Below are 21,372 nucleotides of genomic sequence, written 5' to 3' on the forward strand. Positions count from 1 at the left end.
CAAGGAGGGACCCGTTGAGGGACTTACGGATTCTCATCACGACCGTGCTCGTGATCGCCTTGTCGAGCCTCGGTGTCAGCGCCGCATCCGCGGCGGACCGCGTCGCCACGAACTGCACCAGTGCCTCCCGCGCCCAGGCCCCGGCCGCACGGGCGGCCGCCGCACCGGTCACCGTGTGGCTGGCCGGCGACTCCACCATGGCCAACCCGAGCTCCGGCCGGTGCCCGGTCGGCTGGGGCAGCCAGTTCGACGCCCTGTTCAACAACGACGTCACCGTCAGGAACCAGGCCGTGGGCGGCCGCAGCATCCAGACCTGGCTGTACGAGGGGAACGTCAGCGGCACCAAGGGCTCGGACGGTGAGTGCCGCCTCACGTCCACCACGTACTCGTCCCGCTGGCAGGCGATGCTGAACTCGAGCACCGGAATGAAGGCCGGTGACTACCTCTTCATCCAGTTCGGCATCAACGACTCCTCCTCGACCTGCCCCCGGCACGTCGGCCCCGCCCGCTACCGGCAGCTGATGACCACGATGGTGCAGGCCGCCCTCGCCCGGGGAGCGCACCCGGTACTGCTCACCCCGGTGGCGGCCATCACCTGTTCCGGCGGCACCGCGACGAAGAACCGCGGCTTCGTGAACGAGACCTTCGCCGTCGGATCCGCCACCGGGGCGCCGGTCGTCGACCTGCAGTCGCTGAGCGTCTCGCTCTACAACAGCCTGCGCTTCTGCCCGAACAACGGCGACTACGGGGGCAGCGGTCCCCTGGGCACCTTCTTCTGCAACGACCACACCCACTTCGACACCTACGGCGCCCAGCGGATCGCCGGGCTCGTCGCCGGTGACGTGCGCCGCCAGAACCTCCCGCTCGCCGCGTATCTCAGGTAGCACGCGGCGGTGGGCGCGAACCGGTGGTGACAGGAGGCGAAGTCGGTTCGGCCCCCGCCCGAGCGATCAGGGAGTGGGCCGCTCACTCGGAAGGTGGGACACGCGTCCATGTCAGTGTCACGAAGACGATCTACTCGGGAGATGACGCCGTGAGAACCGCGAAGTTCGGCACCCCTGCCCTTCTGCTCTCGCTGGTCATGGCGAGTTCCGTCGCCATGACCCCCGGCTCGGCGTCCGCGAGCACCGCGGCGGCCGGAAACACCTACTACGTCGCCCCGAACGGGAACGACGGAGCAGCAGGTACGCAGGCCGCTCCTTGGGCATCGATCGCCCGTGCACAAGCCGTCGCCAAGGCGGGCGACACGGTGTATTTCCGGGGCGGCACCTACGCCTACACCCGCGCGAACAGCGCCTGTTCGAGCCAGACCGCCAAGGTCGACGCGATCGCCCTCAACAAGAGCGGCAGCTCGGGCAACCCCATCCGGTACTGGGCCCAGCCGGGCGAGAAGCCGGTCTTCGACTTCTCGCGGATGACGGACAACTGCCGCATCAAAGGCTTCAACGTCACCGGCAGCTGGATCCACCTCAAAGGACTGGAAGTCAAGGGCGTTCCCCAGAACAACAACCGCAACGCCGAGTCCTGGGGAATCTGGGTTTCCGGCAGCAACGACGTCTTCGAGCAGATCAACACCCACCACCACATGGGTACCGGCCTGTTCATCAGCGGCGGGGCCGGCAACCTCGTCCTCAACTCGGACGCGCACGACAACTACGACCCGCGCAGCGTCGACGGGCCCGGCGAGAACGCCGACGGGTTCGGTTCGCACTACACACCGGCCGGCAGCCGAGCGAACGTGTTCAGGGGTTGCCGCGCGTGGTGGAACGCCGATGACGGGTTCGACCTCATCTCCACCTACTCGCCCGTGCTCATCGAGAACTCGTGGGCCTGGCGCAACGGGTACGTGCCGGGGACGACGACGCCCTCCGGCAACGGAGCCGGCTTCAAGTCCGGCGGCTACGGGGGCGACTACCAGGCCAACGCCCCGAAGCACACCGTCCGCTCCTCGGTGGCTTTCCTCAACAAGGCGGCCGGCTTCTACGCCAACCACCACCCGGTGGCCAACGACTTCTTCAACAACACCGGCTACGGAAACCACCCCAACTTCAACATGCTGGGAATCGACTCGCGCGGCGCCGCGATCGGCCGGGGCAACCTGCGTAACAACATCGCCTACACCGGAACGGCGACGTCGAACATGAGCGGCACGAACGCCGCGTACAACTCCTGGAACCTCGGCGTCCCCCTGTCGGACGCCCAGTTCCGCAGTGTCTCGACGTCCGGCTGGGACGCGCCCCGCCAGGCCGACGGGAACCTGCCCGTGCTGCCCCACCTCCGTCTCGCGGCGAACAGTGCCCTGATCGACAAGGGCACCGACGTGGGACTGCCCTTCAACGGAAGCGCGCCGGATCTCGGCGCCTTTGAGAGTGACGGAAGGTGACGTCTTGAGGCAACGATCGCGTGTCGTCTCGAAGTTCTGGAAGGTGGCCGCCGCCACCCTGTTGTCCGTGGCGTCGGCGGCGCCGCTCTCGGCGAGCACCGCCGCGGCGGAGACATCCGCGCCGCAGAGACAGGCAGCGGAGCTCCAGGACCATGGGGCGGCTGCTGGACCGGTGGTGGATCGCGGCCTCGAGTCCCTGGTGTCCGACTACCAGACGCGCACTCCGACGAAATACACGGCTGACTCCTGGAAGCCCTTCGCCAAGGCGTTGACCGCCGCGGCCGAGGTGGCCGGCGACACTTCGGCCACCACGTCGGACGTCGCCGACGCGAAGACGGCACTGATGACCGCCGCCGCCGATCTGAAAGCCGCTGACGAGGGCACGTTCCAGACCATCACGAACAACACCTTCTGGAACGACACCAGCGGCAACCCCATCTACTCGCAGGGCGGCGGGGTCTTCAAGTTCGGCGACACCTACTACTGGTACGGCGTGCACTACACCGGCGCCGAGCTCTACCGGGCCAATCCGACGAGGAAGTACGACGGGAACGTCAGCTTCGTCTCGATCCCCGTGTACTCGTCCAAGGACCTGGTGAACTGGAAGTTCGAGAACCGCGTCGCGACGCGCTCCACCGGCGTGGGCAGCGGCGCCAACCTGGGTGGTGCGGGATGGGTCGGGCGGCTCGGCGTCTCGTACAACGAGAATACCGGCAAGTACGTGCTCGCCGTGCAGATGTGGCACACGGGCAGGGGCGGGCACGGCGTTCTGCTGCTGCAGGGCGACTCACCCACCGACACCTTCGACTACGGCTACTTCCAGACCCAGATCACCAACTCGCCCACGACGGGCACCGGAGACCAGACCGTCTTCACCGACGAGGACGGCAAGGACTACCTGATCTTCTCCAACCGCGAAGGGCGGTCGCGCGGCTTCGTGGCCAAGTTCCGGGAGTCCGACTCGCTGCGGATCGAGCCAGGCGTGGAGATCCGCCGCGGCGCCGGTCGCGAGGGCAACGCCATGTTCAAACTCGACGGCAGGTATTACCACGCGGCGTCGGACCTGCACGGCTGGAACACCTCGGTCAACTACATCAATGAGTCGACGAGCAGCAACGTTCAGGGCTCGTACAGCAGCGAGTACGTCCTCGCCGGCACCGAGATGGACTACAGCCACGTGACCCAGACCGGCTTCTTCGTGACGGTCAAGGGCACCAAGCAGAACACGGTGATCTACGCCGGCGACCGCTGGGCCGACTTCGCCTGGAACGGCATCGGGTACAACCAGTGGGTGCCGATCACCAAGACCGGCGCGAGGCCGCAGTTCCACTCGGTGAGCCAGTGGCAGTTCAACGCCACGACCGGAGAGTGGCGTGTCGGGCCGGCCAACAACTACATCCTCAACCCCGACATCCAGGCCGATCGCATCATCGTCTCCAGCGTACGGGGATGGCGGAACCTCGGCGGTTCGGTGACCAACGTCAACGGTGGTGTGAACGGGTCTCGCTTCGCCCTTCAGGTGAGCAACAGCGGGGGCGTCGAGCAGCGGATCGCATCGGTGCCCGCAGGCACCTACACCCTGGCCCTGCACGCTCGGGGTAGCGCCGGACAGGTCGTGATCACCGGCGCCAACGGCAGCCAACGCACCCTCGGCATCCCGTCGTCGAGCGGCTGGGCCAAGCGCGAGCTCACCGGCATCGAGCTGCCCGGCGGGGCCGCCACCGTCACCGTGCGGGCGTCGGGCTCGGGCGGCGTCACCGTCGACCAGCTCTCACTGGTCAAGACCTCTGCCGACGCACCATCGGGACAGCGTTACGAGGCAGAGACCGCGCCGGCGGTGTGCCAGGGCACGATCGACTCGAACCAAGCGGGCTATTCCGGTACCGGGTTCTGCAACGGCACTGCCGCCGCCGGGGCCTACGCGCAGTTCACGGTGACCCCGGCGACCGCTGGTACGGCGACGGTGGCGGTCCGGTTCGCCAACGGCTCCAGCAGCGGTGCGCGGCCGGCGAACCTGGTCGTCAACGGATCCACGGTGGGGACCGTCTCGTTCGAATCCACCGGTGCGTGGACGACGTGGACGACCAAGACCGTGACGGTCCCGCTGAACGCCGGCAGCAACACCATCCGGTTGGATCCGACCACGGCAGCCGGACTGCCCAACGTCGACTACCTCGATGTCGGCCCCGCGGCCGGCTGACATCCCCTGCTCTGCCGGTCTCCTCGACCGGCAGAGCGTAAGGAACAGCCCATGCCGCCCGTAGGTGACATCGTCAGGAGAAGGACATGAGCAGAACGCGTCTGCCCCGCGCCATCGCGGTCACGACGACGTTGGTCACCATGGTGTCCGCGCATCTACTCATGGTGCCCACCCCGGCCCACGCGACCTTCGGAACCGCGGACATCAAGCCGATCGAGAGCAATATCGGTGCCAAGCCCTGGGCCTCGGCGACGGCCGCCACGGCCTCGTCGAACGCCCGTCTCGCCGTCGACGGCGACCCGGCGACGTCCTGGCGCCCGAATCGTGCCGGCGCCCGTCAGTGGCTCACCGTCGACCTCGGTGGAACCTACGACAACCTGCGCAAGGTCAAGGTGCTCTTCCCGGACCGTGGCGTGGCCCACCGGTATGTCGTCGAGGCTTCATCCGACGGTCGCCGGTGGAAGACCCTCGCCGACAGATCCCACAACCGAGCCGTGTCGCGGGGGGAGGTGCACCTGTTCACCCGGCCGGCAACGCGCTTCGTCCGGCTGACCTTCACCGGTGGGCCGGGCCGTGCCCGGGCAGGTGTCAGCGAGCTCCAGGTCTTCAACTACCTGCGCGACGACCTCACCCTCGGCGCCGATCTGTCCTGGATGGACGACGTTCAGGACCAGCGGTACTGGGTCGACCCCCTGGCCGAAGACCGCGGCGCCGGGCCACACCTGCTCGACGTGGCCAAGGACCGTGGCATGCAGCACACCCGGCTGCGGATATGGAACGAGCCGCGCAGCGAAAGCACCGGCCAACCGACACCGATACCGCGCCAGGGCCCGGAGCGCTCACTGGCCTCTGCCAAGTCGATCAAGCAGCGGGGCATGGGCCTGGGAATCGACTTCCACTACGCGGACTCGTGGGCGGACCCGAGCAAGCAACCAAAACCACGCGCCTGGGCCGAGCTGGAGTTCGCGGACCTGTCCCGTGCCGTGTACGACTTCACCGCCGACTATCTGAAGCGGTTGATCCGGCAGGGCACCACGCCGGAAAAGGTGGCCGTCGGCAACGAGATCATCAACGGCTTCATGTACGGCAGTGAGGCGGCCGACATCGGCACGACGGATCCGCCGTATTTCGTCGACCAGGCCGATGTCTACCAGTCGCAGCCGGGCGGTGGCCTGCTGTGGAAGTACTGGCGGTCGACCGACCCGGCGGAGCGGCAGCTCTACGACCAGTCGTGGGACCGGTTCACCACCCTGGCCGCGGCCGGGATCAAGGCCGTCCGCGACGCGTCACCGACATCCAAGGTCGAGATACACGTGATCGTCGACAAGGACATGCTCGCCAAAACCATGGAGTTCTGGCACCAGTTCCTCACCCGGGTGAAGGCGAAGGGTCAGAACCCCGATGTGCTGGCCATCTCGTACTACCCGGAATGGCACGGTACGCCCGAGGCGCTGGATCTCAACCTCAACACCATGGCCACCACCCACCCCGGCTACGAGATCGACATCGCCGAAACCGCATACCCCGCATCGGGCGGCGATGGCTCGCCGTTGCCCAACTCGCCGTACCCGCGCACCGTTCAGGGGCAGGCGGACGCGATCCGGAGGGTGTTCCAGGCCGCCAACGACGTGGTCGACAACCGAGGTTCAGGTGTCCTGGTGTGGGAACCGGCCGGCTACCAGCCCATGTTCCGGGCCGTGCCCGGACTGGCGAACACATGGGAGCCGCACGCGTCCATCAACGTCTTCAACGCCAGCCGCGCCAAGCACATCCTCCAGGACACCGTCCACACCGCCACCGTGGTGGGAGCCGCCCCGAAGCTGCCCTCCTCCCTCCACATGCTCACCACCGCCAACAACACGATCACCCGTGTCCCCGTCCGCTGGCAGCCGTTGCCGCCCGGCGCGACCGACAGGCCGGGTGAGGTGACAGTCACCGGGACGACCGGCACAGGACCGGTCACGGCGGTCATCGACGTCATGCCCCGCCACGGCGAACACGACGTGACCACCTCATAGCCTGCTTCACCGACGCCGCGCCGCCGAGACCACGACGGCACCGGCGACACCATCACGCTTCACAGCAGTGCTCCGCTCGCTCGGTGGCCGACAGCAACAACTGCGGCAGCGCCTGGGGGAAACCAGGCCGTTTTCGACCGGAACGGCCACACTCACCCCGACATCCGGTGCGCCCGACCAACCGCACGCCGCTCCTGCCGCCCCTCGCAGGTGGCAGGAGCACCCACACCCGCTGTTGCGCCGTGCGCCCCGTCGACCTGCTGGCCTCTGTCGCCGACGGGACGCACCCGGCAACGGGACCAGCCGAACGCCAAACGCTCCCCCATCCCCGCACTCAAGGAGTCACCATGACCATGCGACGACGGACATTCCTCAGCATGAGCGCCGCCGGAGCGACGGGCGTGGGCCTGTCACTGCTCGGCGCAGGGCAGGCACCGGCCGCCGCCGGGCCACTGGACACCGCGCCGACCACGCCGTTCGCGGTCGGCGTGCGCCGGTACAACTGGACCCGCGGCAGCCGCCCGTGCACCACTTACGTCTACTACCCCGCCACCGGCACCCCCGGTGGCGCACCGGTGACGAACGCCCCGGTCGCGGGCGGTGTCTTCCCCGTCCACAACTTCACCCACGGCTTCGGGAGCAGCCCGCAGAACTCCCTGTTCATCATCCGGGCCCTGGCCTCGGCGGGCTTCGTCGTCCCCGCCCCGCACTTCAACCACAACTTCGGCGACGTCAACAACGGCAACACCTCCAAGGACGTCTCGCAGATCCTCACCAACACCCTCGCGCTCAACGCGAGCGGACCGCTGGCCGGGCACATCAACACCGGCATCGGTGTCGGCGTCTCGGGCCACTCCCTGGGCGGCATGGTCACCCACGGTCTGCTGACCTCTTGGCCCGACAGCCGGATCATCTCCGCCAACCCCCAGTCCTGCGTGGACATGGGCAACCCGTCCAGCTCGGTCTCGGCCAAAGTCCTGTTCGTCCACGGCGACCGGGACTCGACCACGCAGTACTCCTCGGCCCGGCAGGCGTACTCGGAGATCACCTGGCCCAAGGCGTTCCTCACCTTCGTCGGCGGCAGCCACACCAGCTTCTGGAGCGACCAGCGCTTCCCGAGGACCGTCGTCGACTGGGCCCGCTGGACCATGTACGGCGACACCGCCGCCCGGGACCGCCTCCCGGCTGACGCGTCCGGGTCCAACACCAGGTGGGAAGCCCAACTGGGCGACTCGCCCGGCGGTCCGGGCCTCTACACCCTGCTGGCCCAGCACAGCGGCAAGGCCGCCGAGATCAACGGGGCCTCCACCGCCGCCGGCGCACAGCTCGTCCAGCGGACCACCAGCAGCCGCCCCAACCAGCAGTTCGAGTTCGTCGACGCCGGTAACGGCCACGTCCGCGTCAAGGCACTGCACAGTGGCCTGTTCCTCCAGCCCACGGGCACCGCGACCGGCGCGGACGTCCTCCAACAGCCCGACACCGGTGCCACCAGTCAGCAGTGGCGCGTGGTCGACCACGGCGGTGGCGTGATCAGCCTGGTGAACCGGGAATCCGGCCTGGCGATGGATGTCTGGGAGTACTCGACCGCCGACGGCGCCCGCATCTCCCAGTGGACCTACAGCGGCAACCCCAACCAGCGCTTCACCCGCCGCCGCGTCTGACCGGGACATGTCGTCGGGCACCGCTCGGGCAACAGGGCCGGGCGGTGTCCCGGCATGGGCGCCGACAGTTCTCCGTGACATCCCAGACGGGCTGTACCGAGCTAGGACATGGCTGTTACGCATGGATCGCGGGCGATGTCGGATGGGGCATGAGCAACGCCGGGCTGATCACCGGCGGGGGGAGTCGCTGCTCGTCGACACCCTCTACGACCTGCGGCTGACTGCGGCCATGCTCGACGCGCTGGCGCCACTGACCGTTCCGGCACCGATCGCCACCGTGGTCAACACCCACGGCAACGGCGACCATTGGTCCGGCAACCAGCTCGTGTCCCACGCCGAGATCTTCGCGGCCCGCGGGTCCGTGGCGGACATGCGGCAGGTGGGCCCGGCCGAGATGCTGGCGCTGACCAGCATGGACAGCTCTGCCGGACACTTCGCGCGAAGGATCTTCGGCCGCTTCGACTACACCGGCATCGAACCCGCCCTCGCGACCCGAATCCTCGACGGGGAGACCGTCCTGGACGTCCCCGGCACCGAGGTCCGCCTCGTCGACGTGGGCCCCGCGCACAGCGCCGGGGACACCATCGTGCACGTGCCGCAGGCCCGGACCGCCTACACCGGCGACATCGTCTTCGCCGGGGCAGAGACGGTCCGTGAGATCCGCGACTACCCCGAATACGTCCATGAGCAGGCCACCGCCCGCTTCACCGCCGGCATGCCCGCCCTGAACGCGGCCCGCGACATCCGCCTCGGCCACTTCGCCGACCTGGACGAGAACGAACGCCTCGCCGTCAACGTGCACACCGTCCACCGGGAGCTCGACCCCTCATTGCCCCCGCCAGACGGCCCCGGGGTTAGCAAGTGTCCTGCCACAGCCACCCACAGATGGACATACCCTCGACGGGCACTGCACAGCCGATCCGGCTTACACCACACCCACCCGCACAGCACCCGCAAGAAGACCTGTGAGGGACTACGGAGGACGGCCGACTGACTGTCACCAGCCCGTCATTCCTGCAGGTCAGCGAGCCCTTCCGCGCGGCTTGAGCGGCACTTGAGGCAGCGCAGGAGCAGGCAGCGGATCCCCGTCGTACCCCTTCACCTCCCCGAACCTGGACCCTTCCATCCAGTCCTGACGAGCCTGCACGATCTCCTCCTGCGACCGTCCGATCCAGTTCCAGAACATGACCAGCTCCTCCTCGAACGGCTCGCCGCCGAGGAGCATCAGGCCGACGTCCGAGTCGGCGCGCAGCGGGAGTTCGGTGCGGCCGCAGCCGAGATAGAGCATGGAGCCGGGCAGGACCGGTACGCCGTCGACGTGGGCCTCGCCGGACATGAACAGGACGGCGTACTCAAAGTCCGGGTCCAGCGGAAGGTGTACGTCGGCGCCGTGGGTGAGGGAGAGGTCGGCGCCGACGATCGGGGTGTAGGTGGTGCCGGGTGAGGCGGCGCCGTCGAGGGAGCCCAGGATCAGCGTGGCCCGCAGGCCCGGCGCCGTGACGACCGGCAGCTCGGAGTGGTGTTCGAAGCGCGGCTCGGTGTGGCGGTGGCTGTCCGGGAGGGCGACCCACAGCTGGGCGCCGTGCAGGAGGCGCGCGTGGGCTTTCGGGCTCTCCTCGGAGTGGCTGATCGCGCGGCCGGAGGTCATCAGGCCCAGTTCGCGCGGGCGGATCGTCTGGAGGCTGCCCGTCGAGTCCCGGTGCAGCACCTCGCCCTCGTGCAGCCAGCTCACCGTCTGCAGGCCCATGTGCGGGTGCGGCGGCACCTGCATGCCGGGCTCGTCGGCGATGTCGTCGGGGCCGTAGTGATCGACGAAGCACCAGGCGCCGACCATGCGCCGGCCCAGGTTGGGCAGCAGGCGGCGGACTTCGGTGGATTCGCCGAGCTGGACCCGGCGAGGGCTGAGGAGTTCGCGTACGGGCTCTGCCACGACAAACCCGCGGCCGCCGCAGACGGCGGGCACCGCCTCGCGATCAAGATTGCTCATGCCGCCCAAACTAGCCCTGCCGGGGCCGCCACGTCAGTCCGTCACCCGCGGCTGTCTCGATGCGCACCGGAAAATAGTAGCCATGTATATAGTAGCCATGTACGGTATTCATCATGCGCAAGGGATCCAAGCACGCCTCACCCGGCTTCCTGGTGTGGCGCCTGTCGACGAAGTGGCGGGTCGCGGTCGACCGGGCCGTGACCCCGCTGGGGCTGACCCACGCCCAGTACGTGCTGGTGGCCTCGCTGTACGGCATGCAGCGCGAGGGAGAGCGCCCCAGTCAGCGGCGCCTCGCCGACCACACCGGGCTGGAACCGCTGTACGTCTCCAAGCTGGCGCGCGCCCTGGAGAGCGCCGGCCTCGTCGAGCGCACCCGGGATCCCCGCGACCCGCGCGCGGTGCAGCTGGCGCTGACCGAGCCGGGCCTGGAGCGGACCCGGCAGGCGATCGACGTCGTGCAAGGGCTGCTGGAGCAGTTGCTCACGCCGCTCGGCGGCCTGGACAGCGCGCGTACCCGGGAGTTCCGGCGCGAGCTGGCCGCCTTGCTCGACGTGTCCCTCGACCCCGTTGCCCCTCTCGACCCGTCCGCCCTGGACGGCGAGTCCGACAAGGAGCAGTCATGACCGCCACGACGACCACGACCACCAGCACCGGCACCAGCACCAGCACCAGCACCAGCACGGCCACTACCACTCCCCCGCTCAACCCCCGGGTCATCGCCCTGGCCCACTACGCGAGCCGAGCCCTTCTGGAGAACGTGCTGGCCCGCCACGGCGCGACGTTCCAGCAGTCCGTCACCCTCCGGCTCGTGGCCGTCGCCGACGGGCCGGTCGAGCGGGAGCACGTCGTCGGCGGTGTCGTCGGCGCGCTGAAGATCGACGCGGCGGACGCGCGGTCCGTGGTCGACGAGTTGATCGGCGCCGGGGCGCTGGCCGCCCAGGGGCCGTCCCTGGTGCGGATCACGGACGCCGGACGGGAGCTGTACGAGCGGACGTCCGCCGAGACCGCCCCCATCACCGCCCGGGTCTACGCCGGTATCCCCGCGGAGGATCTCGCCGTCGCCGGACGCGTGCTGAGGCTCATCACCGAGCGGGCCGACGCGGAGTTCGCGGCCCTGGCCCAGTGACGGAAGGAAGGCAGAACAGCGGTCAGCTCGCCTCCGCGGGCTTTTGCCTGCCCCGACGGTGGGCCACCTCGCCGAGGATCACGTCCACGACGACGAACGCGGCCAGTGAGATGCCGAGGAGCGGTACGAAGTAGCCGACCACGGCGACGACCGCCACCAGCGGGACCAGGACCTGCGGGGGCACCTGCTGCCAGGCACCGCGCGGGATGGGCCGGCCGAAGGCGGAACCGCGGCCGCGCTGCCACCACATGCGGTAGCCCCACACGATCAGCACGATCAGCGAGAGCGCCAGCAGCATCAGGGCGATCTGGTTGACCAGGCCGAAGAGGACACCGGTGTGCAGGTCGATGCCCCAGCGGGTCAGCTTGGCGAGCACCGGGTAGTCCTCGAACCGCACCACGTCGGTGACCGCGCCGGTGGACGGGTCGATCGCGGCCGCGTCCTGCTTCGTCGGCCAGCTGCGCTGCACCTGACGCACCACGTACGCGGACGAGGAGTCGGCGGGTGGCACGATCTCCACGGGGTCGCCCAGGCCCTCGGCGCGCGCGGCCGCCAGTACCTTGTCGAGACCCACGCCGTGCTCGCCGCTACCGCCCGTGCCGGCGGCGCCTCCATGGCCTTCGTGGTCGCCGCCCGACGAGGCCGAGACGGACGGGGTGGCCTGGCCGAGGGCGGTGCGCAGCTGGTCGATGTTGGCGCCGGCGTAAGCGGACCAGGTCAGGCCGGTCGCGGAGAGGAAGAAGAAGCCGATCGCGGCCCAGACGCCCACGGTGCCGTGCAGGCCGAGGGTGCGGCGGCGTCCGCTGGTGCCCCGCACCTTGCGCAGGGCCCGGCGGCGGGAGAACCACAGCACCAGGCCGCCGCCCGCGATCAGCCAGAGCCAGCTGGCCGCCAACTCGCTGTAGAGGCGGCCGTTCTCGCCGAGGTGCAGGTCGCGGTGGAACTCGTCGATCCAGGTGCGCAGCGGCAGGGCGCCGGTCGAGCCGTACTGTTCGAGGGCGCCGCGCACCTTCGCGGTGTACGGGTCGACGAACACGGCCAGCGTGTGGTCGGCGTCGACGCCCTTGACCCCGGACAGCATGACCCTGGTCGTCGCGTCGGCCTCCGGTGAGGGCCGTACGGCCGAGACCGTGCCCTCGGGGTGGGCCTCGCGCGCGGCGGCGACCTGCTGGGATATCGGCAGTTTCGCGTCGCCGACCGGGACGGTCAGCTCGTGGGCGTACACGAGTTTCTCGGCCTGGAACGCTCCGGCGTACAGGAAGCCGGTGGCCGCGGCGACGAGCAGGAACGGCGCGACGAGCACTCCGGCGTAGAAGTGCAGACGCAGGATCAGCGGGCGCAGGGGCGCCCATCTGCTGGGCGACGCGGGGGCGTCGGGCTGCGTCGCCTCCTCCGGGGTGGTCGAGGGAGCGATCGACATCGGCGGCTTCTCCGGGAGTGGGGAGTGGGGAGCGGGGACGGTTGTGTGCTGTAGCGGTCCAGTAGTCGGGCGGAGGGACCGTCGAGTTCCCGCCATCTCAAGTGACGTGTGTCACAAGGCAGTCGGGCAGTGGTGCGGGGGCCATGGCATCCTGGCGCGATGGCACTACCGAACGATCGCGCGCCCCTGGCCGAACAGGTCGAGCAACTCCTCGCCGCCGAGGGCCCGTTGCCCATCGTGGCCGCCGGGGACCCGGTGCTCCGGCGTCCCACGGAACCCTTCGACGGCCAGCTGGACTCCGCGCTGCTGGCCCGCTTCGTCGAGGCCCTCCGGATCACGATGCACGCGGCGCCCGGCGTCGGTCTCGCCGCTCCGCAGGTCGGGGTGGGGCTGCGGATCGCGGTGATCGAGGATCCCGCGCCGGTGCCGGAGGAGGTACGGCTGGCTCGCGGACGGGTGCCGCAGCCGTTCCGGGTGCTGGTGAACCCGTCGTACGAACCGGTGGGCGGCGAGCGTGCCGCGTTCTTCGAGGGCTGTCTGAGCGTCCCGGGCTATCAGGCGGTGGTGGCCCGGGCCGCCGAGGTGCGGCTGACCTGTGAGGACGAGCAGGGGCGCGCGGTCGACGAGGTGTTCACGGGGTGGCCCGCCCGGATCGTGCAGCACGAGACGGACCACCTCGACGGCATGCTCTACCTGGACCGGGCCGAGCTGCGCTCCCTCTCCTCGAACCAGGCCGCCGCCGAGCGCTGGGCCCAGCCGGTACCGGACGAGGCGGCGCGGGCCCTCGGCTTCGACCTGCCGTGACCGGGCGCCCAGCCGCCCCGCCGGACGGCGCCGTCGATAAATCAGCGGCGCCCGCACCAGCACCCTCGCTACCCTGACCGCATGTCGACGCCCCGAATTTCCTAGCCGAGGACCCGCTTCCACGCCACCCGTGTGTCCTCTTGCTTGTTCGGTTCGCTTGTTCGGAGCGTCTTCTCATGATCACCGTCACCGGTGTCGACGTGCGCGTCGGCGCGCGTCTGCTGCTGTCCGGCATCTCCTTCCACATCTCCCCCGGCGACCGCGTCGGCCTGGTCGGCCGCAACGGCGCCGGAAAGACCACCCTGTTGAACACCCTGGCGGGCGCGCTGCCCCCGGCCGCCGGGACCGTGACCCGCACCGGCCAGGTCGGTCATCTGCCCCAGGACTCCCGCGCCGCCGACCCGACGGTCACCGTCACCGACCGCATCCTGTCGGCGCGGGGCCTCGACCGGGCCGTACGGGACCTGCGCCGTGCCGAGGAGGCCATGGCCGACGGCACGCGGCGGGCCATGGACGCCTATGTGCGGGCCGAGGCCCGGTTCCAGGCGGCCGGAGGTTACGCCGCGGAGGCCGAGGCGGCCCGGGTGGCCGCCGGCCTCGGGCTTCCCGCCCGGCTGACGGACCAGCCGCTGGGCGCGCTGTCGGGCGGGCAGCGCCGCCGGGTGGAGCTGGCCCGGATCCTGTTCGCGGAGCACGGCACCCTGCTGCTGGACGAGCCGACGAACCACCTGGACGCGGACTCGATCGCCTGGCTGCGCACGTTTCTGACGGACCATCACGCCGGGCTCGTGCTGATCAGCCACGACACGTCCCTGCTCGACGCCACGGTGAACCGGGTGTTCCACCTGGACCCGCGGCGCGCCACGATCGACGTGCACAACACCGGCTGGGCGGCCTACCTCGCCCAGCGGGAGGCCGACGAGCGGCGGCGGACCCGCGAGCGGGCCAACGCCGAGCGCAAGGCGGCGTCGCTGCGCGCCCAGGCCGAGAAGATGCGCGCCCGGGTGTCGACGGCCGTGGCCGCGCGGAACATGAACCGCCGCGCCGACCGCATGCTCGCCGACCTCGAACCGGCCAGGCGCGCCGACAAGGTGGCCAGGATCCGGCTGCCCGAGCCCCGGCCCTGCGGCCGGATCCCGCTCGGCGCCGTCAGCCTGACCAAGTCGTACGGCGGCCATCACGTCCTGCGGGGCGTCGACCTCGCGGTCGACCGGGGCAGCCGTATGGTCGTCCTCGGCCCCAACGGGGCGGGAAAGACGACCCTGTTGCGGGTCCTCGCCGGGCAGGACGAGCCGGACGGTGGCCGGGTGGTCCACGGACACGGGTTGCGGCTGGGCTACTTCGCCCAGGAGCACGACACCCTGGACCCGGACCTGACGGTGGGCGCGCACCTGGCGTCCGCCGCCCCGCATCTCGGCCACGGTGAGGTACGGCGCGTGCTCGGCTCGTTCCTGTTCACCGGCGACGACGCCGACAAGCCCGTCGGGGCCCTCTCCGGCGGCGAGAAGACCCGCCTCGCCCTCGCGGGCCTGGTCCACTCCGGCGCCAACGTCCTCCTCCTGGACGAGCCGACCAACAACCTCGACCCGGCCTCCCGCGCGGAGGTCCTGGCCTCGGTCGGCACCTACCCCGGCGCGATCGTCATGGTCACCCATGACGCGGGGGCCGTCGCGGCACTGCGCCCGGACCGGGTACTGCTGCTGCCGGAGGCCGACGAGGACCTGTGGAGCGAGGAGTATCTGGAGCTGGTCGCGTCCCGGCACCGCTGACGCCGGCGCGGCGCGCGTGACCGTGTGCCCCCGCCGTAGCGCGCCCCTGCCCGTCCCGTGCCCGGCGGGGGCGCCTCGGCCTGCGGTGAGCCGACCTCAGTTGTCGCGGTACGACTCCAGCAGCCGCAGCCACACCTCGCTGATCGTCGGGTACGACGGGACGGCGTGCCACAGCCTGCTGATCGGTACCTGGCCGGCGACGGCGACGGTCGCCGAATGGATGAGTTCGCCGACGCCGGGGCCGACGAAGGTGACGCCGAGGAGGATCTCGCGTTCCAGGTCGACGACCATGCGCGCGCGGCCGCGGTAGCCATCGCCGTACAGGGAGGCGCCCGAGACCGAGGCGAGGTCGTAGTCGACGGCTCGGACGCGGTGGCCGGCCTGTTCCGCCTCGGCGAGGGAGAGACCCACGGCGGCGGCCTCGGGGTCGGTGAAGACGACCTGGGGGACGGCGGCGTGGTCGGCGGTGGCGGCGTGGGCGCCCCAGGGGTCGGATTCGAGGAGGGGGACCCCGGAGGCGCGGGCGGCGATGGCCGCGCCGGCGATGCGGGCCTGGTACTTGCCCTGATGGGTGAGGAGGGCGCGGTGGTTGACATCGCCGACCGCGTACAGCCATTCGCTGCCGCTGACGCGGAGGCTGTCGTCGACCTCCAGCCAGGAGCCGGGCGCGAGGCCGACCGTGTCGAGGCCGATGTCGTCGGTGCGCGGGGCGCGCCCGGTGGCGAAGAGGATCTCGTCGGCCTCGATCCGGTCGCCGTGGTCGGTGACGACCACGACCGTGCCGTTCTCCCTGGTCACCGACTCGACCGAGGTGCCGGTGCGGACGTCGGCGCCGGCCTCGGTGAGCGCCTCGGCGACCAGTTCGCCGGCGAAGGGCTCCATGCGGTTCAGCAGGCCCTTGCCGCGGACCAGGAGGGTGACCCGGGAGCCGAGGGCCTGGTAGGCCGTGGCCATCTCGGTGGCGACCACTCCCCCGCCGACCACGACCAGTCGGCCGGGCACGGACTGGGCGCCGGTGGCCTCGCGGCTGGTCCACGGCTTGATCAGGGCGAGTCCGGGCAGGTCGGGCAGGACGGCCCGGCTGCCGGTGCAGACGGCGACGGCGTGCCGGGCGGTCAGCACCCGCCGTTCCCCGTCGGGACCGGTCACCTCCAGGGTGCGGGGTCCGGTGAGGCGGCCGTGGCCGCGGTAGAGGTCGGCGCCGATGCCGGACAGCCACTGGACCTGTCCGTCGTCGTGCCAGTCGGAGGTGAAGTCGTTGCGCCTGGCGAGGACAGCGGCCGCGTCGAGGGGGCCCTGTACGGCCTGGGCGAGGCCCGGCAGGCGGCGTGCGTCGGCCTGGGCGATGGCCGGGCGCAGCAGCGCCTTGCTGGGCATGCACGCCCAGTACGAGCACTCGCCGCCGACCAGCTCGCTCTCCACGACCGCGGTGGAGAGGCCGGCCGCACGGGTGCGGTCCGCGACGTTCTCCCCGACCGGCCCGGCCCCGAGCACCACGACGTCGTACGCGATGGAATCCGTTTCCGTCATGGGGTCAGTCTTACGGGTGGTGTGCGGCGTGGCCACACGGGTACGCGCGCGGAGATACACCGGAATACGCGGCCGTACGGTCGTGTTGTCGCCGACGGTTTCGCCCCCACACCAGGAAGAGGGAATTCGCCATGAGCAGCACCGTGGAGCTCACCAAGGAGAACTTCGACGAGACGGTCACGGACAACGAGTTCGTCCTGATCGACTTCTGGGCGTCCTGGTGCGGGCCGTGCCGTCAGTTCGCCCCGGTCTACGAGAAGGCCGCCGAGGAGAACCCCGACCTCGTGTTCGGCAAGGTCGACACCGAGGCGCAGCCGGAGCTGGCCCAGGCGTTCGGTATCCAGTCGATCCCCACGCTGATGATCGTCCGCGACCGTGTCGCCGTGTTCGCGCAGCCGGGTGCCCTGCCCGAGGCCGCCCTCGCGGACGTCATCGGACAGGCCCGGAAGCTGGACATGGACGAGGTCCACAAGGCCGTGGCCGCTCAGCAGGCGCAGGGCGAGCAGAACGGCCAGTAGCGCCGCGATCCGCGGGATCCGGAAGGTCCGGAAGGTCCGGAAGGTCTAGAAGGGGTACGCCGCCACGTCACCACGCACCGTCGTCCAGCGCACGTCGGTGAACGCCTCCAGGTTGGACTCGCCGCCGAACCTGGCGCCGGTGCCGGAGGCGGCGATGCCGCCGAAGGGCGCGACGGCCTCGTCGTTCACGGTCTGGTCGTTGATGTGCACGATGCCGGTCGGGATCCGCTCGGCCAGGTCGAGGCCCCGGGCGGCGTCCCCGGTGACGATGCCCAGGGAGAGGCCGTAGGAGCTCGCGGCGGCCAGGGCGGCGGCCTCGTCGGCGGTGGCGAAGGGGCGTACCGGTGCGACGGGACCGAAGACCTCCTCGGCGTACGCGGGGGTCTGGTCGTCGACGCCGGCGAGCACGGTCGGCCGGTAGAACAGCTGCTCGTGGGTGCCGCCCGCGGCGAGCTTGGCGCCCCGGGACCGGCTGGCCTCCACCAGGTCGTGCACCTTGCTCAGCTGGCCGGAGTCGATGAGCGGGCCGAGGTGGACCTCGGCGCGGTGCGGGTCGCCGACGGCGAGGGAGTCGGCCTTGGCGGCGAGGCGCTCGACGTACTCCTCGTAGAGCGACTGGTGGACGAGGTGGCGGCCGGTCGTCATGCAGATCTGGCCCTGGTGGAAGAAGGAGCCCCAGGCGGCCGTGGAGATCACCGCGTCGAGGTCGGCGTCCTCCAGCACGATCAGGGCGGAGTTGCCGCCCAACTCCAGGTGCGCGCGCTTGAGATGGCGTCCGGCGGCCTCGCCGACGGCCCGGCCCGCACCCGTGGACCCGGTGAAGGAGATGACGGGCACCCGCGGGTCGGCGACCAGCGCCTGGCCCGCCTCGGGGCCGCCCGGCAGGATGTGCAGCAGCCCCTCGGGCAGGCCGGCCTCGGCGAAGATCGCCGCGAGGGCCAGGCCGCCGCAGACCGCGGTGCGCGGGTCCGGCTTGAGGATCACCGCGTTGCCGAGCGCGAGGGCGGGGGCGACGGAGCGGATCGAGAGGATCAGCGGGGCGTTGAACGGCGCGATCACACCGACGACACCGACGGGGACCCGACGGGTGTACGACAGGCGGGGCGCCTCGCTGGGCAGGATCTGCCCGGCCGGGCGGGAGGCGAGCGCGGCGGCCTCGTAGCACTCCTGGGAGGCGACGTGCAGCTCGAAGTCGGCCTTGCCGGGGATCGAACCGGACTCGCGGACGAGCCATTCGCGCAGTTCGTCGGCGTGCGCGGCGAACAGGTCACCGGCCCTGCGCAGCACCGCGGCGCGTACGAAGTGCGGGACGCGCGCCCACTCGGCCTGGGCGGCGCGGGCGGCCTCGGCGGCCGGGGCGACGTCCTCGGCGCCGGCCAGGGTGACGGTGCCGAGCGTGTCGCCGGTGGCGGGCTCGGTGACGGTGTACTCCTGTCCCGACAGGGAGCTGGACTGCCAGGCCTTCGGGTCGAGCAACGGCATTGCGACTCTCCGTTCGATCACCGGGCGGGACTCACAGGGATAGCGGGAGCCCCGAGTAGTTCGCCGCCAGTTCGGCGGCCGCGTGACGGGATGCGGTGATCCGGCGCAGACGTGCGAGCTGCATCCGGTCGTCGAACGCATCCCCGTCTGGTTGAGCGTGCAACATCTTAGTCATGTCATCCGAGAAACGGCTCGCCTGCCACACACGTTGAAGGCACAACTCGGAGTATCCGTCGAGAAGTTGTGTACTCCCTGTGCGGTGCAGCTCGATGAGGCCGCGGGCCAGGACCCGTACGTCCGACACGGCGAGGTTGAGGCCCTTGGCGCCCGTCGGCGGGACGATGTGGGCGGCGTCCCCGGCCAGCAGGAGCCGGCCGTGGCGCATCGGCTCGTGCACGTAACCGCGCATCGACGTCACGGACTTGGCGGTGATGGGGCCACGGTTCAGGGTCCAGTCGGCGTCGATCGCGAAGCGGGCGGCGAGTTCGTCCCAGACGCGGTCGTCGGGCCAGTCGTCCGGGTCGGTGCCGTTGGGGACCTGGAGGTAGAGCCGGGAGACGGGCAATCCAGAAGGGAGCGAAGCGACTTCCTTGGAAGGGTGGTGGCGGGAGACGGGCAATCCGGAAGGGAGCGAAGCGACTTCCTTGGAAGGGTGGTGGCGGGAGACGGGTGGGCGCATGCTGTGCAGGGCGAAGCCACCGTCGCCGCGCGCGTAGATCAACTCGTCGCAGGACGGGGGCACTTCGGCCAGGACGCCGAGCCAGGAGTACGGGTACTCGTGGCCGTACGAGCGGCCGGCCCCGGCCGGGAAGGCATCGCGGGCGATGCCGTGGAAGCCGTCGCAGCCGGCGACCCAGTCGCAGGTCAGCGTCTGCTCCCGGCCCTCGTGCCGGAACCGTACGACGGGCCTGTCGCTCTCCGGCTTCTCGACGGCCAGTGCCTCCGCCTGGAACAACAGCGGTGGCCCCTCGACGAGTTGCAGCGCCACGAGGTCCTTGACGATCTCGGTCTGGGCGTAGATCCTCACCGTACGGCCGCCCGTGAGGCTTGGGAAGTCGATGTGGTGGCGTTCCCGGTCGAAGCGCAGCTCGATGCCCTGGTGGACCAGGCCCTCGGCCGTCAGCCGCTCGGCGGCACCTGCCTCGCGCAGCGCGTGGACCGTGCCCTGCTCCAGCATCCCGGCCCGCTGCCGCTGCTCGACGTACTCCCGCGTCCGGGCCTCCAGGACCACGCAGTCGATGCCCGCGCGGTGCAGCAGCCGGGCGAGGAGCAGCCCGGCGGGACCCCCGCCGATGATGCCGACCGTCGTGCGCATGTCCACGCCTCCCTGGCTTCGACGGTACGTCGGCCTGGCGCGCGCCGCCTCGTACGGGCGCGCCGTGCCTCAGCTGGACTCGCGGTGCACCACCGTGGCTCCCAGCACCTTGTGCGTCTCGGGTGCGGTGCCGGGGTCTCGCACCGCGCGGTCGACCAGCTCCGCGAGATCGCGGCCGGACGGCAGTTCGATGTGGACCGTGCTCAGCCTGGGCCGCAGCAGGCGTCCGAGCATCAGGTCGTCGGCGCCGATGACGGCCGTGTCGGCGGGGACGCGGACGCCCTCGTCATCGAGGGCGCGCATCAGCAGCATGGCGTATTCGTCGTTGTAGGCGAACACGGCGTCGAGGCCGAGGTCGCGCCAGCGGGCCGCGAGCCGGGCGGCGGACTCCTCCGTGTAGGCCAGCGGCAGCTCGGTCAGGGTGGCGTCGGTGCCGTGCAGGGCGCGGCGCACGCCTTCGAGACGGGGCGCGGAGAAGGCATCCAGGCCGCGCTCCTGCGGCACCACGACGCCGATCCGGCGCCGGCCGCGGTCGTACAGATGGCGGCCTGCGCTGTGTCCCACGGCCTCGTAGTCCATCAGCAGGGCGTGGGCGCCCTCGGCGGAGTCGGGGCCGAGCGAGACCACGGCCCGGGCGCCGGAGCGCTTGAGCACCGTCACGCCCTTCGGGCCGAGGCCGGAGCCGGACACCAGGACGGCGACGGGGCGCAGCTCGGCCCAGGCGCGGGCGGCCTCGTCGCCCTGCGGACCGACGCTGCCGTGCTGGACGACGGTGTAGTCGAGGCGGCCGAGCGCCAGTTGGAGGTCGCTGAGGAAACGGCTGTAGAGCGGGCCGACGGGGAAGCTCGGGGCGGGCATGAGGACCATACGGCTGTGCCCGGCGCGCAGGCTGCGGGCCGCCGCGTGCGGGACGTACCCGAGTTCCTTCGCGGCCTCGTGGACACGGCGGCGGGTGGGCTCGCTGATCCGGACGGCGCTGGTGTTGTTGAGGACGTAGGAGACGGTCGCGCGCGAGACGCCGGCCAGGCGGGCCACATCGGCGCTCGTCGGTACCGAGCGCTGTGCGGGCAGTGCGGGCGCGGGCGTTTTCGGTATCTGCACCATGACGTACGGCATCTTTGCAGAACCTGTGAACCCGGGTCGGGCCGGGTCCCCGCCC

General features: G+C 70.8%; 17 protein-coding genes. 11 read left to right on the top strand and 6 right to left on the bottom strand.

Going from position 1 to position 21,372, the window contains the following annotated elements:
• Nucleotides 1-14 precede the first annotated feature (14 nt).
• From ACFZBP_RS13375 to ACFZBP_RS13400, 6 genes are all read left to right on the top strand, one after another.
• Nucleotides 15-884, top strand: a complete 870-nt coding sequence (locus tag ACFZBP_RS13375; RefSeq protein ID WP_391412719.1) for a GDSL-type esterase/lipase family protein — start codon at nucleotides 15-17, stop codon at nucleotides 882-884.
• 149 nt (nucleotides 885-1,033) lie between these two features.
• On the top strand, nucleotides 1,034-2,383 hold the full coding sequence (locus ACFZBP_RS13380) for a right-handed parallel beta-helix repeat-containing protein (protein WP_391412721.1): 1,350 nt from the start codon (nucleotides 1,034-1,036) through the stop codon (nucleotides 2,381-2,383).
• Between the two features lie 4 nt (nucleotides 2,384-2,387).
• A complete protein-coding gene (locus tag ACFZBP_RS13385) occupies nucleotides 2,388-4,583 on the top strand; it encodes a family 43 glycosylhydrolase (RefSeq protein WP_391412723.1) in 2,196 nt (731 codons plus the stop codon).
• Between the two features lie 86 nt (nucleotides 4,584-4,669).
• Complete coding sequence (locus ACFZBP_RS13390; RefSeq protein WP_391412725.1) at nucleotides 4,670-6,601, top strand: glycosyl hydrolase 53 family protein; 1,932 nt, start codon at nucleotides 4,670-4,672, stop codon at nucleotides 6,599-6,601.
• A 347-nt stretch (nucleotides 6,602-6,948) separates the two neighbouring features.
• A complete protein-coding gene (locus ACFZBP_RS13395) occupies nucleotides 6,949-8,262 on the top strand; it encodes an RICIN domain-containing protein (protein WP_391412727.1) in 1,314 nt (437 codons plus the stop codon).
• A 142-nt stretch (nucleotides 8,263-8,404) separates the two neighbouring features.
• The gene (locus ACFZBP_RS13400) at nucleotides 8,405-9,256 is read left to right on the top strand and encodes an MBL fold metallo-hydrolase (protein WP_391412729.1); all 852 of its coding nucleotides are present in this window, start codon (nucleotides 8,405-8,407) and stop codon (nucleotides 9,254-9,256) included.
• A gap of 27 nt (nucleotides 9,257-9,283) precedes the next feature.
• Here ACFZBP_RS13400 and ACFZBP_RS13405 read toward each other — a convergent pair whose 3' ends face one another.
• On the bottom strand, nucleotides 9,284-10,249 hold the full coding sequence (locus tag ACFZBP_RS13405) for a pirin family protein (RefSeq protein ID WP_391412731.1): 966 nt from the start codon (nucleotides 10,247-10,249) through the stop codon (nucleotides 9,284-9,286).
• Between the two features lie 113 nt (nucleotides 10,250-10,362).
• Here ACFZBP_RS13405 and ACFZBP_RS13410 point away from each other — a divergent pair, with 113 nt between their 5' ends.
• On the top strand, nucleotides 10,363-10,872 hold the full coding sequence (locus ACFZBP_RS13410) for a MarR family transcriptional regulator (RefSeq protein WP_391412733.1): 510 nt from the start codon (nucleotides 10,363-10,365) through the stop codon (nucleotides 10,870-10,872).
• A complete protein-coding gene (locus tag ACFZBP_RS13415) occupies nucleotides 10,869-11,375 on the top strand; it encodes a MarR family transcriptional regulator (RefSeq protein WP_391412735.1) in 507 nt (168 codons plus the stop codon). The genes ACFZBP_RS13410 and ACFZBP_RS13415 overlap by 4 nt, the downstream gene beginning before the upstream one ends.
• Nucleotides 11,376-11,397: 22 nt before the next feature.
• Here ACFZBP_RS13415 and ACFZBP_RS13420 read toward each other — a convergent pair whose 3' ends face one another.
• Entirely contained in the window at nucleotides 11,398-12,795 is a 1,398-nt protein-coding gene (locus tag ACFZBP_RS13420) for a PepSY domain-containing protein (RefSeq protein ID WP_391412737.1), read from the bottom strand.
• A gap of 159 nt (nucleotides 12,796-12,954) precedes the next feature.
• Between ACFZBP_RS13420 and ACFZBP_RS13425 the strand changes: the two genes are divergently transcribed.
• Nucleotides 12,955-13,599 carry a peptide deformylase gene (locus ACFZBP_RS13425; protein WP_391412739.1) on the top strand — a complete coding sequence of 215 codons (645 nt, stop codon included), beginning with the start codon at nucleotides 12,955-12,957 and terminating at the stop codon, nucleotides 13,597-13,599.
• Nucleotides 13,600-13,775: 176 nt separating this feature from the next.
• Nucleotides 13,776-15,368 carry an ATP-binding cassette domain-containing protein gene (locus tag ACFZBP_RS13430; RefSeq protein ID WP_391412741.1) on the top strand — a complete coding sequence of 531 codons (1,593 nt, stop codon included), beginning with the start codon at nucleotides 13,776-13,778 and terminating at the stop codon, nucleotides 15,366-15,368.
• Nucleotides 15,369-15,464: 96 nt separating this feature from the next.
• On the opposite strand, the gene ACFZBP_RS13435 is transcribed toward ACFZBP_RS13430, so the two are convergent.
• Nucleotides 15,465-16,898 carry an FAD-dependent oxidoreductase gene (locus ACFZBP_RS13435; RefSeq protein ID WP_391412743.1) on the bottom strand — a complete coding sequence of 478 codons (1,434 nt, stop codon included), beginning with the start codon at nucleotides 16,896-16,898 and terminating at the stop codon, nucleotides 15,465-15,467.
• Nucleotides 16,899-17,029: 131 nt separating this feature from the next.
• Between ACFZBP_RS13435 and trxA the strand changes: the two genes are divergently transcribed.
• Entirely contained in the window at nucleotides 17,030-17,416 is a 387-nt protein-coding gene (trxA, locus tag ACFZBP_RS13440; protein WP_383442471.1) for a thioredoxin, read from the top strand.
• A gap of 45 nt (nucleotides 17,417-17,461) precedes the next feature.
• On the opposite strand, the gene ACFZBP_RS13445 is transcribed toward trxA, so the two are convergent.
• From ACFZBP_RS13445 to ACFZBP_RS13455, 3 genes are all read right to left on the bottom strand, one after another.
• Nucleotides 17,462-18,898, bottom strand: coding sequence for an aldehyde dehydrogenase family protein (locus tag ACFZBP_RS13445; protein WP_391412746.1), 1,437 nt, complete (start codon nucleotides 18,896-18,898; stop codon nucleotides 17,462-17,464).
• A 31-nt stretch (nucleotides 18,899-18,929) separates the two neighbouring features.
• Nucleotides 18,930-20,213: an FAD-dependent monooxygenase gene (locus tag ACFZBP_RS13450; RefSeq protein WP_391412748.1), complete on the bottom strand. Its 1,284-nt coding sequence runs from the start codon at nucleotides 20,211-20,213 to the stop codon at nucleotides 18,930-18,932.
• A 69-nt stretch (nucleotides 20,214-20,282) separates the two neighbouring features.
• On the bottom strand, nucleotides 20,283-21,317 hold the full coding sequence (locus ACFZBP_RS13455; protein WP_391412750.1) for a substrate-binding domain-containing protein: 1,035 nt from the start codon (nucleotides 21,315-21,317) through the stop codon (nucleotides 20,283-20,285).
• Between the last annotated feature and the right edge of the window lie 55 nt (nucleotides 21,318-21,372).

The sequence above is a fragment of the Streptomyces sp. NPDC008086 genome (assembly GCF_042957325.1).
In the GTDB taxonomy this organism is placed as follows: domain Bacteria; phylum Actinomycetota; class Actinomycetes; order Streptomycetales; family Streptomycetaceae; genus Streptomyces.